This window comes from Mesorhizobium sp. B2-4-3 (assembly GCF_006442815.1).
Taxonomy (GTDB): Bacteria; Pseudomonadota; Alphaproteobacteria; order Rhizobiales; family Rhizobiaceae; genus Mesorhizobium.
This window is the reverse complement of sequence record NZ_VFVL01000031.1, coordinates 63,728-77,340: the sequence shown is the minus strand read 5'-3', so window position 1 is coordinate 77,340 and position 13,613 is coordinate 63,728. Positions and strand designations below refer to the sequence as shown.

The 13,613-nt window shown below is 64.0% G+C and carries 12 protein-coding genes; 3 read left to right on the top strand and 9 right to left on the bottom strand.

Going from position 1 to position 13,613, the window contains the following annotated elements; all coding sequences use genetic code 11:
- The first annotated feature begins 192 nt into the window (after positions 1-192).
- Both FJ956_RS24480 and FJ956_RS24475 read left to right on the top strand, forming a co-directional pair.
- Positions 193-333, top strand: coding sequence for a DUF1127 domain-containing protein (locus FJ956_RS24480; RefSeq protein WP_095767350.1), 141 nt, complete (start codon positions 193-195; stop codon positions 331-333).
- 254 nt (positions 334-587) lie between these two features.
- Positions 588-1,280: a DUF1013 domain-containing protein gene (locus FJ956_RS24475; protein WP_140682200.1), complete on the top strand. Its 693-nt coding sequence runs from the start codon at positions 588-590 to the stop codon at positions 1,278-1,280.
- Positions 1,281-1,389: 109 nt separating this feature from the next.
- Here the strand turns inward: FJ956_RS24475 and FJ956_RS24470 are convergent, their stop codons facing one another.
- Together FJ956_RS24470 and FJ956_RS24465 are read right to left on the bottom strand one after the other, a co-directional pair.
- Complete coding sequence (locus FJ956_RS24470; RefSeq protein WP_140682202.1) at positions 1,390-2,109, bottom strand: YafY family protein; 720 nt, start codon at positions 2,107-2,109, stop codon at positions 1,390-1,392.
- A gap of 348 nt (positions 2,110-2,457) precedes the next feature.
- Positions 2,458-2,622 (bottom strand): hypothetical protein, encoded by a 165-nt coding sequence (locus FJ956_RS24465; RefSeq protein ID WP_116390243.1) that lies wholly within the window; start codon positions 2,620-2,622, stop codon positions 2,458-2,460.
- Between the two features lie 206 nt (positions 2,623-2,828).
- Here FJ956_RS24465 and FJ956_RS24460 point away from each other — a divergent pair, with 206 nt between their 5' ends.
- On the top strand, positions 2,829-2,990 hold the full coding sequence (locus tag FJ956_RS24460; RefSeq protein WP_108702902.1) for a hypothetical protein: 162 nt from the start codon (positions 2,829-2,831) through the stop codon (positions 2,988-2,990).
- A 391-nt stretch (positions 2,991-3,381) separates the two neighbouring features.
- On the opposite strand, the gene FJ956_RS24455 is transcribed toward FJ956_RS24460, so the two are convergent.
- From FJ956_RS24455 to tkt, 7 genes are all read right to left on the bottom strand, one after another.
- On the bottom strand, positions 3,382-4,113 hold the full coding sequence (locus FJ956_RS24455; RefSeq protein WP_140682204.1) for an SGNH/GDSL hydrolase family protein: 732 nt from the start codon (positions 4,111-4,113) through the stop codon (positions 3,382-3,384).
- 189 nt (positions 4,114-4,302) lie between these two features.
- Complete coding sequence (locus FJ956_RS24450; RefSeq protein ID WP_140682206.1) at positions 4,303-5,037, bottom strand: thioredoxin family protein; 735 nt, start codon at positions 5,035-5,037, stop codon at positions 4,303-4,305.
- Between the two features lie 540 nt (positions 5,038-5,577).
- A complete protein-coding gene (locus tag FJ956_RS24445) occupies positions 5,578-6,603 on the bottom strand; it encodes a class I fructose-bisphosphate aldolase (protein WP_140682208.1) in 1,026 nt (341 codons plus the stop codon).
- A 116-nt stretch (positions 6,604-6,719) separates the two neighbouring features.
- Positions 6,720-7,916 carry a phosphoglycerate kinase gene (locus FJ956_RS24440; RefSeq protein WP_140682210.1) on the bottom strand — a complete coding sequence of 399 codons (1,197 nt, stop codon included), beginning with the start codon at positions 7,914-7,916 and terminating at the stop codon, positions 6,720-6,722.
- 161 nt (positions 7,917-8,077) lie between these two features.
- Positions 8,078-9,967 (bottom strand): potassium/proton antiporter, encoded by a 1,890-nt coding sequence (locus tag FJ956_RS24435; RefSeq protein WP_140682212.1) that lies wholly within the window; start codon positions 9,965-9,967, stop codon positions 8,078-8,080.
- Between the two features lie 273 nt (positions 9,968-10,240).
- Entirely contained in the window at positions 10,241-11,251 is a 1,011-nt protein-coding gene (gap, locus tag FJ956_RS24430; RefSeq protein ID WP_140682214.1) for a type I glyceraldehyde-3-phosphate dehydrogenase, read from the bottom strand.
- Positions 11,252-11,406: 155 nt separating this feature from the next.
- On the bottom strand, positions 11,407-13,398 hold the full coding sequence (tkt, locus tag FJ956_RS24425; RefSeq protein WP_140682216.1) for a transketolase: 1,992 nt from the start codon (positions 13,396-13,398) through the stop codon (positions 11,407-11,409).
- Positions 13,399-13,613 lie beyond the last annotated feature (215 nt).

Sequence of the window (13,613 nt, the reverse complement as noted above, 5' to 3'; positions counted from 1 at the left end):
GGGGAGTAGGGGAGTAGGGGGGTTGCCCCTCGTTCACCCTACTGCCCTATTCCCTTACTCCCCTACTCCCTTTCTTTTGCTGCAATGCACAAAACGCATTGCGGCCATGCAAAAGCGTCCGTTCAATTTGTGGGCAGGAGTGCCTATTTACGCGGCATCAAACGATTTGACCAAACGACTGGAGAAACCATCATGAACCCGATCAGTGCTTTCCGTAAGTGGCGCATGTACAACGAAACCGTGCGCGAGCTGAACAAGCTCAATGCCCGCCAGCTGAGCGACCTCGGCATCAACCGCGCCGACATCGAGCGTATCGCCCGCCAGGCGGTGTAATCAGACGCGGCCCGACCGCAAGGCCGGGCTGCGGCATGCAAGCAGAGCCGTCGAGACGCTTGCTTTGTTTCCGGTTCCGAGCCCGCTGGACCTCGTCCAGCGGGTTTTGTCTTTTTAGGGCTGTGAACCGGATCCTTCCCAAAAACATTGCGAAAATTGGAGGGAGCGTTTATACAGGCCGCGAATTTCCCATTTTGGTGGCTCTAAAACCACCGCCCGCGCGGGAACGCGGGCGAACGAGAAGGATTTTTGATATGGCCAATTCGCTGCTGATGCCCAAGGCGACCGCCGTGTGGCTGGTCGACAACACCGCGCTCTCTTTCGAGCAGATCGCGCAGTTCTGCGGATTGCATCCGCTCGAGGTCAAGGCGATCGCCGACGGCGAGTCGGCGCAGGGCATCAAGGGCATGGACCCGATCATCACCGGCCAGCTGACGCGCGACGAGATCGCGCGCGGCGAGAAGGACGTCAACTACCGGCTGAAGCTGTCGGAGCCGAAGGTGCGGGTGCCTGAATCGAAACGCAAGGGCCCGCGCTACACGCCGCTGTCGAAGCGCCAGGACCGGCCGAACGCCATCCTGTGGCTGGTGCGCAACCACCCGGAACTCAAGGACGCGCAGATCTCGCGTCTGGTCGGCACCACCAAGTCGACGATCGAACAGATCCGCGAGCGCAAGCACTGGAATTCGGCCAACCTGCAGCCGATGGATCCGGTGACACTCGGCCTCACCTCGCAGATCGACCTCGACCTCGAAGTCAACCGCGCCTCGCGCGGCCGCGAGCCGGCGCAGCCCGTCGGCGACACCCTGCTGCCCGCGGCGCTCACCGAACGGCTGGTGCCCGCGCCCGAGAAGCCGAAGGACGAGGACCAGGAGCTGGACGCCAACGCCGTCTTCGCCAAGCTTTCGGCGCTCAAGTCGAAGAACGAGGATTCGGACGACGAGTAGTTCCTCGGGCCGCGGTTGCTGCACGCTTTTTGAGCGGCGGTATGCACGAACCCAACAAAAAAGCCCGCTTCGAGCGGGCTTTTCTGTTGGACAATGGCTTGGGAGGAAGTCACGTCCGCGCGGCGCGGTCGGGCGCCATGCCGTAGTCCTCGCTGCGCTCGACGGCGCGATAGAAATCGGCAAGCTGCTTGCCGCGCTCCGGCTTGAAGATGCGGCCGGCGATGACGACCGAGGCGATGCGGTCGATGCGGAAGGCGCGGAAATCGTCGCGCATCTCGCACCAGGCGACCAGAGTCCAGACCTTGCCCCAGAACCACAGGCCGAGCGGACGGATGTCGCGCGCGGTGCCGCGGCCGGCCTCGTCGGAATAATCGATGGTCAGCACCTGGCGCTTCTCGACGGCGCGCTCGATCAAGTCGATGGCTTCCCGCGCGGAGTCGCTCACCACCCACATCGGCGTGTGAATTTCGGTGCGGGCGATGCGATCCTTCTCGGTATCGGGCAGCACCGCGCCGATCTTGACCAGCGCCTCGTCGGCGGCCCTCGCCATTGCGGCGCCGCCGAAGGCGCGCACCATGCGGGCGCCGGCAACCAGCGCCACGATCTCATCACGTGTGAACATCAGCGGCGGAAGGTCGAATCCCTCCCGCATCATGTAGCCGACGCCCGCTTCGCCATCGATCGGCACGCCGGTCGACTGCAGGTCGGCTATGTCGCGGTAAATGGTGCGCTCGGAAACCTCGAGCCATGCGCCGAGCTTCTGCGCGGTGACCAACCGGCCGCCCCGCAGATGCTGCACGATCTGGAAAAGCCTGTCGGCACGACGCATCGATAGATCCCCCGGGGGTTATGGCTTAAGCCCTTCGCGCTTGCGCCGCGCGGCAACGAATTTCGCACCAAAGGATAGTCGCGGCAACGGCCTGATGCTGTTGACGCTCGGCGTGTTTAGCCTGTCGTTCCAGCCTTCCATCATGAGCGGATTACTCCGGATAGTCGAACCATGTTCGTTGCTGTCAGGATCGAAGCTGCTCCAACTACCGCATGCCTCCTGACAACATACTGTCAGGAGGCTGCGGCGAGTACCGGCACAAAGGCTTTTTTTCCTGAACTCAACATCGCTGGCTGCCATTACATCTGGGTGCGCTGCCGCCACAATCCAAGTCTTGGCGGCAAAATTTCAGTTTTCGCGCACGCGGCCATTGTAAAGGTCCGGCCAGCCTATGTCCTTGCGGATATCCGCCGGCAAGGTGTTCAGGAAACGCTGGGTGCGAATCTCGTTGCGCACGGTACGGATCCTGCCGACATAGTGCTGCACGCTGCGCAGAATGGTAAAACCGTTCATGACCTCACTCCTCTCTTTTTGATGAGAAGAGTATCTCACACCCCTCCTGACAGCAGTCTGTCAGGAGGTTGGCAGGGTGCGAAAGAAGACGGTGCGGGTGCCCCCTCGCAGGGTTCAAATGAAGCCGGTTCTGTCAGGAATGGTCCGCACGAAGGGTGCCTTAAGAACGGCTTTGACAGGCATGGGCATTGCTGGTCAAAGGCGGCATGACGAAACTGCTCGCCCTAGTCATCTGCGGCATCATGCTGATCCAGGTCATCAAGCCGCTGGGCTGGCCGGGGCTGAAGCGGCGCGGCGATTTCTGGAAGCTGGCGCTGCTGGCGATGGCCGCGATCTCGCTTGCGGCGGTGCTTGGGCACTGGGCTTAGTTCCTTAACACAGAAGTTTTGACCGGTTGGTTCGTGTGCGTTGGCAGATCCCATGCCTTGGCGATTGGCCGAGACGCCTATCGCGGTCGTCATCCACGGGCGGAGCAAGGAGCGAAGCGACGCGCGCAGACCCGAGGATCCATGCCGTGACTTGGAAGCGTTGCTACGGTGCGGAATTCTGCTCCGTTGCACACTTCGGTCCAGGTAGCGGCATGGATTCCAGGGTCTGCGCGCGTCGCTTCGCTCCTTGCTCCGCCCTGGAATGACGAGGTTCAGGAGCCTTCAGCTTATCGCCAGCGTTTGCGCTGACTACCGCAACGGACGTGATAGCCTTGCCCGACAAGCGTGCAATCTCGGAAGCCGCAATTCTCGGCTCGCCCTGACCTGAATCTCAACGTACCTCAGCGCAGCTGCCTAACACAAAGTCCAGCAGATGCTCCGCCCAGGCGCGATAGCCTGCTTCGGAAGCGTGGAATCCGTCGGAGGCGAAACCGGCCTCGGGATCGGTGATCGGCAGGCGCGCGGCGGCAATGGCGCCGCGCTCGTTGCAGAGCCGCACGCCCATCCGGTTCATTTCCTTGGCACGGATCTCGAGGATGCTGCCGAGCAATGGCGGCATTGCGGGCGAGCGGGTGAATTCCAGCACCGGCGACCACACGACACGCGCTTCCGGCCATTTGGCGCGCAGCGCGTAGAGCAGGCCGCCGAACTCCTTCTTGAAGCGCGGCACGGAATGGAAGTTCTTGGTGTCGTTGGTGCCGATGGCGAGCGCGATATGCGTCCAGGGATCGGCCGACAGGTTGGGCAGGACATGGTCGCGGATCTGGCCGGATGTCGCCGAATTGAAGCCGGCGGCGCGCCAGCGCACGGCGCTGCCGGTGCGTTCGGCGATCAGGCCGGCAAGCTGCGCGGCAAGCCCATATTCTGACTGCTCGATCCCGACCGACGCTGCCGAGGAGTCGCCCAGGACCAGCAAGGCAACGGGTGGCGCCTTGCCTGGTATTTCGTGCAGGACCGGGCCTCGCGCGGGCAGCATGCGCGTGGTGCGCCGGCGCACGCCGAGGCCCTGCCAGACATAGACCGGGAAAGCGAGCCAGGTGAGAAGGGCAAGCAGGCGCTGCATGGCGGTTCCGTTGGCGCGACCCGCAAGCCACTAGAGCAATTCCAGGAAAAGTGTGAGCGGTTAAGTTCGGCGCCTTCGCCGTAACCTTCCGTTCGGAATTGCGTAAAAACAAGGAGATAGAGCGGCTCACCGTTTCCGTGAAACGGTGAACCGCTCTATCGCATGTTTGGCTGACGTGAACGATGCCGTTCACGCGCAGCAGTCCGGCCGGTCCTTGTCCTGGTATTCGTCGTGGAGGCGTACCCAATCCATCAGGTTGTGATACGGACCGGCCTCGTCGCGGCCCTTGGGCGTCATGTCGAGATAATGATAGGCCCCGATCAGCGCGTCGCCGCCGCGGCCCCGCGACAGGAAGGTGAGGAAGACGTCGCCATTGCTGTCGCGGTAAAAGACGCTGGTGCCCGGCAGGTCTTTCGACCGCAACGGACGCTTCTCGAAATTGTAGGTGGTTTCGCCCGCCGCGATCTGCCTGTCGGTGAAGGAGACCTGCAGGTCGAAGTTGAAATCGGACGCGTAGGACGACACCCAGTCGAACTTCCAGCCCATGCGCCGCTTGTAAGGCAGGATTTCCGCGAGCGGCGCGCGCGAGACGACGACCAGCGAGACGTCATGATGCTTCAGATGCTGATTGGCGCCGTCGATATGGTCGGCGAGGAACGAGCAGCCCTGGCAACGGTGATCGCAACCCGGCGTCATCATGAAATGGTAGACGATCAGCTGGCTCTTGCCGGCGAACAGCTCGCCAAGGCGCCTCGGTCCCGATTCGCTTTCGAAGACATAATCCTTGCGCAGCTTGAACCAGGGAAGCTGCCGCCGCTCCGCGGCGACAGCGTCGCGGAACCGCGTCAGTTCCTTCTCGCGTTCCAGATGCTTGCGATGCGCCTCGAACCAGTCCTCGCGCGAAACCACGGCATTGCGATGCATGACCATCTCCTGTCCTCTCCTGCCAAGGACGTTCGACATCGGCGCGATCCGACATCGACGCCGCGGTTTCGCTGCATCAGGTAGGAACGCCGCCCGTAAAAAACAAAACCTGGGCCGTAGGCCCGGGTTTTCGATGCACAAGATGGCACTGCACAGGGATTTTGACCGGTCGGCTCCGTTTGCGTTGGCAGGTGGCAAGCGTTGGAGATTGGCCGAAACGCGCAATCGCGATCGTCATTCCAGGGCGGAGCAGGAGCGAAGCTCCGTCGCGAAGACCCTGGAATCCATGCCGTTACCTCGCCAAGGCGTGCAACGGAGCAGAATTCTGCACTGTGGCGGCGCTTCTAAGTCACGGCATGGATTCTATGGTCTGCGCCGCGTCGCTTCGCTCCTTGCTCCGCCATAGAATGACGACGTTGGGGGGCGGCTTCGACCAATCCCCGGCGTTTGCGCTGCTTTCATGCAAATGGATGGAAAATCTTGCAGCAAGACAAACGGCAACCTTTCAACTCCCTGTGTCGATGAACGAGATGGGTAACGTCAGGCGGCCTTTTCCAGCGCCGGCTGCCATTTCCCGAGCGCCGCCAAATGGTTCATGTACGCGCGGTGGGTGAAGGCGGCCTGGCCGGCGGCAACGTTCGAGGCCTTGCCGCTCCACGCCTTCTGCGGCGCGGCCTGCAGGGCGCGGCCATAGGAGAAGGTCAGTTTCCAAGGATGCGGCCCGATGGCGTTGATGGCATTGAGGTTGGCGGTCGCCTCCTCGTCCTCCTGGCCGCCGGAGAGGAAGGCAATGCCCGGCACCGCCGCCGGCACCACTTCGCGGAACAGCTTTATCGTCTTTTCGGCGATTTCCTCAGGGCTGTCGGTCCTGCCCGATTTCTTGCCGGAGATGACCATGTTGGGCTTCAGGATCGAGCCTTCCAGCACGACGCGTGCCGCGTAGAGCTCGTCATAGAGCTTGACCAGCGTCGCCTTCGAGACGTCGTAGCAGGTGTCGATCGAATGCGCCCCATCCATCAGCACTTCCGGCTCGACGATCGGCACGATGCCGGCTTCCTGGCAAAGCGCGGCGTAGCGGGCCAGGGCGTGGGTGTTCGAGGCGATCGAATTGGCCGAGGGCACGCCCTTGCCGGTGTCGATATCGATCACCGCGCGCCATTTGGCGAAGCGGGCGCCGAGCTTGTAATAGTCGGCGAGCCGCTCGCGCAGCCCGTCGAGGCCCTCGGTGATGGTGTCGCCGGGGAAGCCGGCCAGCGGCTTGGCGCCGAGATCGACCTTAATGCCAGGAATGGCGCCGGCCGCCTTGATGATGTCGACCAGCGGGGTGCCGTCGGCAGCCTTCTGGCGAATGGTCTCGTCATAGAGGATGACGCCGGAGATGTATTTTGACATCGCCTCCTTGGACCGGAACATCATCTCGCGATAGTCGCGCCGGTTATCGGCGGTCGACTCGACGCCGATGACGTCGAAGCGCTTCTTGATGGTGCCGGAGCTCTCATCGGCGGCCAAAAGGCCTTTGCCGCCGGCGACGATCGCGGCGGCAATATCTTCGAGACGTTCGCTCATGGTGCTCTCCTACGGTGCGTTGGTTCCGCGCTAGCAGAACACTACCGCCAAAGGAATGAGGCCGGAAAGCGTGAATCGATTGAAAGTCTCGGGCGCCTTTACCGTTCGCGGACTGTTTACCGCTTCAACACCTCGACGCCGGGCAGCGGCTTGCCTTCCATCCATTCGAGGAAGGCGCCGCCGGCGGTCGAGACATAGGTGAAGTCGTCGGCAACACCGGCATGGTTGAGCGCGGCCACTGTGTCGCCGCCGCCAGCGACGGAGACCAATTTGCCCGCTTTGGTGCGGGCTGCCGCATGCTTTGCCGCCGCCACCGTGGCGCGATCGAAGGGCTCGATCTCGAAGGCGCCGAGCGGGCCGTTCCAGACCAGCGTCGCGGCGCGGTCGATCCAGTCGTTGACGCTCTGCACGGTCTTTGCCCCGACATCGAGGATCATGCCGTCGGCCGGCACGTCCGAGATGGCGACGGTCTCGCTGGCGGCGCCCGCCTTGAATTCCTTGGCGACGACGCCGTCGACGGGCAGGATGATGGCGCAGCCGGCCTCCGCCGCTTCGATCATGATCTGCCTGGCGGTGCCGGCGAGGTCATGCTCGCAGAGCGATTTGCCGATATCGGTGCCGCGCGCGGCAAGAAAGGTGTTGGCCATGCCGCCGCCAATCACCAGCGCGTCGACCTTCTTCACAAGGTTCATCAAAAGGTCGATCTTGGTCGAGACCTTGGCGCCGCCGACGATGGCGACCACCGGACGAACCGGATCGCCAAGGCCCTTTTCCAGCGCGTCGAGCTCGGCTTGCATGGTGCGGCCGGCATAGGCCGGCAGAAGATGCGCGAGGCCTTCGGTCGAGGCATGCGCGCGGTGCGCCGCGGAAAAGGCGTCGTTGACATAGATGTCGCCATTGGCGGCGAGCTGTTCGGTGAAGGCCGGCTCGTTCTTCTCCTCGGCCTTGTGGAAGCGGGTGTTCTCGAGCAGCAGCACGTCGCCGTCCTTCATCGCCGCGACGGCATCCGTCGCCTTGTCGCCGACGCAGTCGGCGGCGAAGCCGACCGGGCGGCCGAGAACCTCAGCCGTGGCCCTGGCGATCGGCTCGAGCGAGAACTCGGCCGAGGGGCCGTCCTTGGGGCGGCCGAAATGCGCAAGCAGGATGACCTTGGCGCCCTTTTTCGAAAGCTCGGCGATGGTCGGCGCTATGCGCTCGATACGGGTGGCGTCGGTCACCTTGCCGTCGGCGACGGGAACGTTGAGGTCGACGCGCACCAGGACGCGCTTGCCGCTGACGGCGCCGATATCGTCGAGTGTCTTGAAGCCAGCCATGGTCGTTCCTTCCTGGTGCCTTGGCGCAATTCCGGACGGAAAACCGCCTACACTTTTCCTGGAATTGCTCTAGCGAAAACGCGGCGACCTTACCCGGCGCGAAGGACGATGCAAGGGTCGCGTCGATGGCGCGCGCGCAAAAATGATGTCGGCGTGAGACATCAGCCTTCGCCGGTTGCCTTCTGGCTGTCCGGTCCGGGCGCCACGGTGTCGATCGGCACGTCGTCGGCCGCCTGCTTTTGCGCCGGCCTGCGCCAGTTGTGGATCAGCGCGGCGATGCGGTCGCCGATCTCGCCGGCGCTCATGAACACCGGCACGCGCGCGACCGGCGCGGTCGGCTCGAAAGACAGGCCAAGGCCGGCGATCCTGCCTTTCTCGTCAACATCGCGCACGATCAGCTCGATCGGGCCGATCACCACGCGGTCGGCATATTCGGGATGGCCGCCGAGCCGTTCCGAAACCAGCGCGGCAACGGTGAGCTTCTGTTCCGCCTCGGTCAGGCCCGGCGCATAGGCGGCTTCCAGCTCGGCCGCGGAGCGAGCCGGATCGACGGCAAAGGCGCCGAAGAAGTCGGCATCCTCCGGATCGACCACGGCGCGGCTGGCGAAGAGCTTGTCGAGCAGGCGCGGGTAGCGGTCCGGCACGAAGATGTAGACCTGATCGCCGGCCGCCAGCCGGCCCATGTCCTGGAAGCGCATCGAGCGGCCGTCGCGCAGCACCAGCGAGGGCCTCGCCCAGCGCGGGATGCGCTCGCCCCGCGCCACCGGGCTGCCGGGCGCGACGCGGTAGGCGAGCAGCTCATGATGCGCCGAGCCCGGCAATTCGAGCTCCACCTTGTCCAGCGGCCCAAGGCGGGCCGGCACGATCAGGCCGAGACGCCGCGCCAGCGGACCGACCGTCCAGCCCTGCACCACCAGCGAGACGAGCACGATGATGAAGGCGGCGTTGAAGATCAGGCGGCCATGCTCGAGGCCGCCGAGCAGGGGCGTGATGGCGAGCAGGATCGAGACCGCGCCGCGCAGGCCGACCCAGGAGACGAAGGCGACTTCGGGACGCGGCAGGCGGAACGGGATCAGGCAGAGCCAGACGGCGAGCGGCCGCGCGACGAAGATCAGGAACAGGCCGAGCAGGATTGCAGGCACGAGGATCTCGGGGAATTGCGAGGGTGTGGCGAACAGGCCGAGGATCAGGAACATGATGATCTGCGCCAGCCACGACATACCGTCCTGGAAACGCTTCAGGATGGTGACGGCGCGGATGTCGGAATTGCCGGCGATCAGCCCGGCAAGGTAGACGGCGAGGAAACCCGAGCCGCCGACGGCGCCGGCTGCCGCGAACACCATCAGCGACAGCGTCAGCACGAAGATCGGCAGCAGGCCGTGATCGAGGTTCAACCGCTCGACGAGACGCACGATGCCGAAGCCGCCGAGCACGCCGATGACGGCGCCGAGTCCCATATTGGCGAGGAAGCCGAGCAAAAGGTTGGTGGCCAGCACATTGGCTTCCGGGTTGGCGTGCGCGGCGATGATCTCGACCAGGGTGATCGTGAGGAAGATGGCGATCGGGTCGTTGGTGCCGGATTCCACCTCGAGCGTGGCGCGCACGCGCTCGCGCAGGTGGATCTCGCCGGCGCGCAGCAGGAAGAAGACGGCGGCCGCGTCGGTGGAGGCGACGGCGGCGCCGAGCAATGAGGATTCCAGCCAGCTGAGCTTGAGAACATAGGAAGCGGCGGCGCTGAAGATGCCTGTGGTCAGGATAACGCCGATCGTGGCCAGCGACAGCGCGGGCCCGGCTGCTTGCCTGAGCGCGTTGAGCGGCGTGCCGAAACCGGAATCGAACAGGATGATCGCCAAAGCCAGTGAGCCGGCAAAATAAGCCAGCCGCGCATTGTCGAATTCGATGCCGAGGCCGTCGACGCCGGTGGCAAGGCCGATGCAGAGGAAGAGCAGCAGCAAGGGAGCGCCGAAGCGGAAGGCGATCAGGCTCGAAAACGCGGCGGCGACAATGAGCGCCGTGCCGACCAGCGTCACGAGATAGATCGCATGCTCCATCCGCTATTGCCCCTCCAGAATCCTGCTATTCGTCGCTTCAGCCGAGAGTGGGGCGAAGACATGACCGGTGCAAGGCGACGGCGTGGTTTTTTGGCCAGCGCCTCCGACTTCGTCATTCCAGTGCGAAGTAGGAGCGAAGCTCCGTTGCGAAGACCCTGGAATGACGACGCGACTGGTGTTGCGGCTAATCTCCATAGCGCGCGGATTCGCCGAGACTCAAACGAAAACGCCCGGCCAAGCCGGGCGTTTCGATTACGGGACGACGCCTTCAGATCAGGCGATGGTCTTGCCGAAGGCGACGGCGGTGTCGCCCATGCGGTTCGAGAAGCCCCATTCGTTGTCGTACCAGGACAGGACCGAAACGAAATTGCCGTCCATCACCTTGGTCTGGTCGAGCGCGACGATCGAGGAGTGCGGGTCGTGGTTGAAGTCGATCGACACGTTCGGGTGATGGGTGACGGACAGAACACCCTTCAGCTTGCCCTTCGAGGCGGCGATCAGCGCCTCGTTGATCTCCTGCGGCGTGGTCGAGCGCTTGGCGATGAACTTGAGGTCGACGACCGAGACGTTCGGGGTCGGCACGCGGATCGAAATGCCGTCGAGCTTGCCCTTGAGCTCGGGCAGGACAAGGCCGATCGCCTTGGCGGCGCCCGTCGAGGTCGGGATCTGCGAGAGAGCCGCGGCGCGGGCGCGGTAGAGATCCTTGTGCATGGTGTCCAGCGTCGGCTGGTCGCCGGTATAGGAGTGGATCGTCGTCATCATGCCCTTCTCGATGCCGACGGTCTCGTGCAGCACGGCCGCCAGCGGCGCCAGGCAGTTGGTGGTGCAGGACGCGTTCGAGACGACGACGTGGTCCTTGGTCAGCTTGTCGTGGTTGATGCCGTAGACGACGGTGAGGTCGGCGCCTTCGGCCGGGGCCGAGACGAGAACGCGCTTGGCGCCGGCGGTCAGATGCGCGGCGGCCTTGTCGCGGGCGGTGAAGATGCCCGTGCATTCGAGCGCGATGTCGACGCCGAGCTCCTTCCATGGCAGCTGGGTCGGATCCTTGATCGCGGTGACCTTGAACTTCTCCTTGCCGACCGTAATCTGGTCGCCGTCGACACTCACCTCATGCGGGAAGCGGCCATGCACGCTGTCGTAGCGCAAGAGGTGCGCGTTGGTCTCGACTGGGCCGAGATCGTTGACGGCAACCACGTCGATGTCCTTGCGGCCGGATTCATGGATGGCGCGCAGGATGTTGCGGCCGATGCGGCCAAATCCGTTGATGGCAACTTTGACGGTCATTATTCTCTCCCTTGGGGGCTGGAAAGCGGATGGGTCCGCAATTTCATAACGGCGGAAGGCGCAAGAATCCAGCCGCAGAACGTCGCATTTAAATCGATTAGGTTGGTCCAGTCCGGCAAAACCGTCAATCGGCGCTGCCGGGCCCGAGGCAATTCCTACTTGCCGTGCAGGCGGGCTTCGACCGCCTTGGCCGCGGCATCGGCGGTGATGCCGAAATGCGGATAGAGCTGTTCGATCGTGCCCGAGGCGCCGAAGCCGTGCATGCCGACGAAGATGCCGTCGATGCCGATCAGGTGGTCCCAGCCCTGGCGGATGCCGGCTTCGATGGCGACCTTCACCTTGGCGTCGCCGATCGTCTTCTTGCGGTAATCCTCGCTCTGCTGGTCGAACAACTCGAAGCAGGGCACCGAGACGACGCGGGTCGGGTGGCCGTGCTTTTCCAACAGCTCGCGCGCGCCGAGCGCTATCTCGACCTCGGAACCGGTGGCGAAGATCGTCACCACGGCCTCGCCGCTGGCGGCGGCCAGCTCGTAGGCGCCCTGGCTGGAGAGGTTCTTCGCCGAATGCTCGGTGCGCACCGTCGGCAGGTTCTGGCGGGTCAGCGCCAGGGTCGACGGCGTCTTTTCGGACTCCAGCGCGATCTGCCAGCATTCGGCGGTTTCGACCGCGTCGGCCGGACGGAAGACATTGTGGTTCGGGATGGCGCGCAGCGCGGCCAGATGCTCGACCGGCTGGTGGGTCGGGCCGTCCTCGCCGAGGCCGATCGAGTCATGCGTCATGACGAAGATCGAGCGGATGCCCATCAGCGAGGCAAGGCGCATCGACGGGCGGGCATAGTCGGAGAAGCACAGGAAGGTGCCGCCATAGGCGATCAGCCCGCCATGCAGCGTCAGGCCGTTGATCGCCGCCGCCATGCCGTGCTCACGGATGCCGTAGTGGACATAGCGCTGGCCGTAATCGTCGGGCGTGATGTTCTTGGTCTGGCTGGTCTTGGTGTTGTTGGAGCCGGTCAAGTCGGCCGAGCCGCCGATGGTCTCCGGCACCGCGCCGTTGATGACTTCCAGCGCCATTTCCGACGACTTGCGGGTGGCGACCTTCGGCTTGTCGGCCGAGAGCTTCTTCTTGTAGTCGGCGATGACGGCGTCGAAGCTCGACGGCAGCTTGCCGGCAAGGCGGCGCTCGAACTCGGCCTTCAGCTTCGGCTCGGCCTTGGCCAGGCGGCCTTCCCAGTCGGTGCGTGCCTTGGTGCTGTTCTTGCCCACGGCGCGCCAGGCGTCGAGGATGTCGGCCGGAATCTCGAAGGGCGGCGAGTCCCAGTTGAAGAATTTGCGCGCGCCGGCGATTTCATCCGCGCCCAGCGGCGAGCCATGCGCCTTGTTGGTGCCGGCCTTGGTCGGTGCGCCGAAGCCGATGGTGGTCTTGCAGGCGATCATCGTCGGCTTGTCGGAATGGCGCGCGGCCTCGATGGCGTAGGCGATCGCTTCGGGATCTGTGCCGTCGATGTGGCTGGCGTTCCAGCCGCACGCCTGGAAGCGGGCGACCTGGTCGGTGTTGTCGGCCAGCGACACCGGGCCGTCGATCGAGATGTTGTTGTTGTCCCAGAAGACGATCAGCTTGTTGAGCTTCAGGTGCCCGGCCAGCGCGATGGCTTCGTGGGAGACGCCTTCCATCAGGCAGCCGTCGCCGGCCAGGACATAGGTGTAGTGGTTGACGAGGTCGTTGCCGAAGGCGGCGTTCATGATGCGCTCGCCGAGCGCGAAGCCGACCGAATTGGCAAGGCCCTGGCCGAGCGGACCGGTGGTGGTCTCGATGCCGGCGGCATGGCCGTATTCCGGGTGGCCGGCGGTCTTGGAGCCGAGTTGGCGGAAATTCTTGATCTGGTCGATCGTCATGTCCTCATAGCCGGTGAGGTAGAGGAGCGAATAGAGCAGCATCGAGCCGTGGCCGGCGGAGAGGATGAAGCGGTCGCGATCGGCCCAGTGCGGCGCCTTGGCGTCGAATTTCAGAAAACGGCTGAACAGCACCGTGGCGATGTCGGCGCAGCCCATCGGCAGGCCGGGGTGACCGGAGTTCGCCTTCTCGACGGCATCCATGGAAAGAAAACGGATCGCATTGGCCATCCGGTCATGTTGTTCGCGCGAGCTCATGCTTCCTCCAGGAACGGGTTGGGCTTGGGAGAACCCTAGGGAAAGGGTGCGCGACACATAGCAGGCGCGGCCTTTTAGTCAACAAATCGGGACGGATTTTGCCGAGCTTGTGATGGCATCGAGCGTCTTACATTAGCGATAGCGGGGGACAGTCGCGAGAGCTTTGTTGACGCGCCCTTCACCCGGTGCCTAATCTTTCCGAGGTAACGCGTTCT

Excerpts from the sequence above, each read along its gene's own strand:
- FJ956_RS24440 (WP_140682210.1), bottom strand. The coding sequence starts at position 7,916 with ATGGCTGGCTTCAAGACACTCGACGATATCGGCGCCGTCAGCGGCAAG.
- FJ956_RS24480 (WP_095767350.1), top strand. The coding sequence starts at position 193 with ATGAACCCGATCAGTGCTTTCCGTAAGTGGCGCATGTACAACGAAACC.
- tkt (WP_140682216.1), bottom strand. The coding sequence starts at position 13,398 with ATGAGCTCGCGCGAACAACATGACCGGATGGCCAATGCGATCCGTTTT.
- FJ956_RS24465 (WP_116390243.1), bottom strand. The coding sequence starts at position 2,622 with ATGAACGGTTTTACCATTCTGCGCAGCGTGCAGCACTATGTCGGCAGG.
- FJ956_RS24445 (WP_140682208.1), bottom strand. The coding sequence starts at position 6,603 with ATGAGCGAACGTCTCGAAGATATTGCCGCCGCGATCGTCGCCGGCGGC.
- gap (WP_140682214.1), bottom strand. The coding sequence starts at position 11,251 with ATGACCGTCAAAGTTGCCATCAACGGATTTGGCCGCATCGGCCGCAAC.
- FJ956_RS24460 (WP_108702902.1), top strand. The coding sequence starts at position 2,829 with ATGACGAAACTGCTCGCCCTAGTCATCTGCGGCATCATGCTGATCCAG.
- FJ956_RS24470 (WP_140682202.1), bottom strand. The coding sequence starts at position 2,109 with ATGCGTCGTGCCGACAGGCTTTTCCAGATCGTGCAGCATCTGCGGGGC.
- FJ956_RS24450 (WP_140682206.1), bottom strand. The coding sequence starts at position 5,037 with ATGCATCGCAATGCCGTGGTTTCGCGCGAGGACTGGTTCGAGGCGCAT.
- FJ956_RS24475 (WP_140682200.1), top strand. The coding sequence starts at position 588 with ATGGCCAATTCGCTGCTGATGCCCAAGGCGACCGCCGTGTGGCTGGTC.
- FJ956_RS24455 (WP_140682204.1), bottom strand. The coding sequence starts at position 4,113 with ATGCAGCGCCTGCTTGCCCTTCTCACCTGGCTCGCTTTCCCGGTCTAT.
- FJ956_RS24435 (WP_140682212.1), bottom strand. The coding sequence starts at position 9,967 with ATGGAGCATGCGATCTATCTCGTGACGCTGGTCGGCACGGCGCTCATT.